The following is a 1439-nucleotide window of genomic DNA, read 5'->3' on the forward strand; positions in this document are numbered from 1 at the left end:
AGGTCGGCACCGCCTTCAAGCGGGTCGTGCGCGACGTGCGCAAGGAAACGCAGGGCAAGCAACAGCCGCAGATCCTGTCGTCCCTGTCACTGGAGTTCTATTTCGGGCCGGAAACCGCAACGTCGCCGACCCCCGTGGTGCAGACCCCTGCGGTCCAGACGACCGTGCCACAGACCGCGACGGTCCAGCCGGCACTCACAGTGCCAGCCATCGACCCGGAAGCACTTGAAGCGGAGAAGGACTTCAAGAAAGCGCTGAAGATCGGCACGGCACGCATCTGGCACTTCTTCGTCGAAAAGCACCGTACCGGAGAATATGCCGACCTCGGACGGCAGGCGCTGGCCCAGATCGAACCGGCGGCCATGCGCAAGGAGGCGCATATGCCGCAAGCCGTCGAAGCGCAGCTCCTGCCGGGCAAGGACCAACGACGAGACATTCAGCTGGCGCTTGCCTCACGGGGATTTGCAGCAGGTACGGCCGATGGCGTCTTCGGCGGACAGACCAGGGACGCGATCAAACGCTTCCAAAGCACCAACCAGCAGCCGGCAAGCGGCTTCATCACCGAGAACACGGCGGCCGCCCTCGGCATAAAGGTCAACGCCCGTGCCGAAGGCATCTACAGCGCGACGAAAGCCCGGCGATACGACGTCGCCAACCTCGAGGGGCTGGAAACCGATCAGACCGTCCTGCGGGCGCTGACCTGTCTGCGCCACTTCGAGACCGTCTACGGCGTGTTCGGAGGGCACCTCTATGTCGCCGTTCACACGGGTACGATCCTGGCCGTCTATGCGCGGGGAATTGCCGGCGGTTGCGGCGCCCACCTCGCCTCGATTTCATCTCCGGAAGAAAACGCGTTCGTCGCATCGCTTTTCAATTCCGACCCGAGCTTCTTTGAGACCGGATACGACCCGAGAGGAAACGTCAGCTACAAGATGGGGCCATGGATCGGCCTGACACAGGACCCGCAGGGCAAAGAGCCGAAAGGCGGTTGGCACTGGGATAACGGCGCGCCGATGACCTACACGAAGTGGTATCCGGACATGCCGAACGAAGACAAGAAGGGCGACGACATCGGCATGTACTTCTCCCAGCGCACAGGCAGGGCCGACACGAAATCCGTCTACGTCGACACCTGGGACGACATGGGGCCAACCGATGGAACGGCCGGTCTCATTCTTGAATTCGAGTGAAAGAACGATCAGGCGCGACCGCGCCGTTGAACGGAGCGCAAGTCGGAGGGCCGCTCATGAAATGGCGTGTGATGCTGCTGTTCCTCTCCCTTTCGGTTCCGCTCGCAAGCGGCAATGCCTTTGCCGAAGGAAACGGCAAGCGGCTGGCGCTCGTCATCGGCATGAGCAACTACGTGCTCGCTGGAACCTTGCCCAATGCCGCGCGCGATGCGGAAGCATTCAACACCTTCCTCAAGGGCCAGGGGTTCG

General features: G+C 62.5%; 1 protein-coding gene and 1 pseudogene. Both read left to right on the top strand.

What is annotated here, in order from left to right; genetic code table 11:
• Positions 1–1190, top strand: a 1190-nt coding sequence (locus L981_RS32400) for a peptidoglycan-binding protein (protein ID WP_043626730.1), incomplete at its 5' end; no start/stop codon positions are given.
• A gap of 56 nt (positions 1191–1246) precedes the next feature.
• A pseudogene (locus L981_RS32405) lies at positions 1247–1439 on the top strand (hypothetical protein); the annotation flags it as partial.

The organism is Ensifer sp. ZNC0028 (assembly GCF_000799055.1).
Taxonomy (GTDB): Bacteria; Pseudomonadota; Alphaproteobacteria; order Rhizobiales; family Rhizobiaceae; genus Ensifer.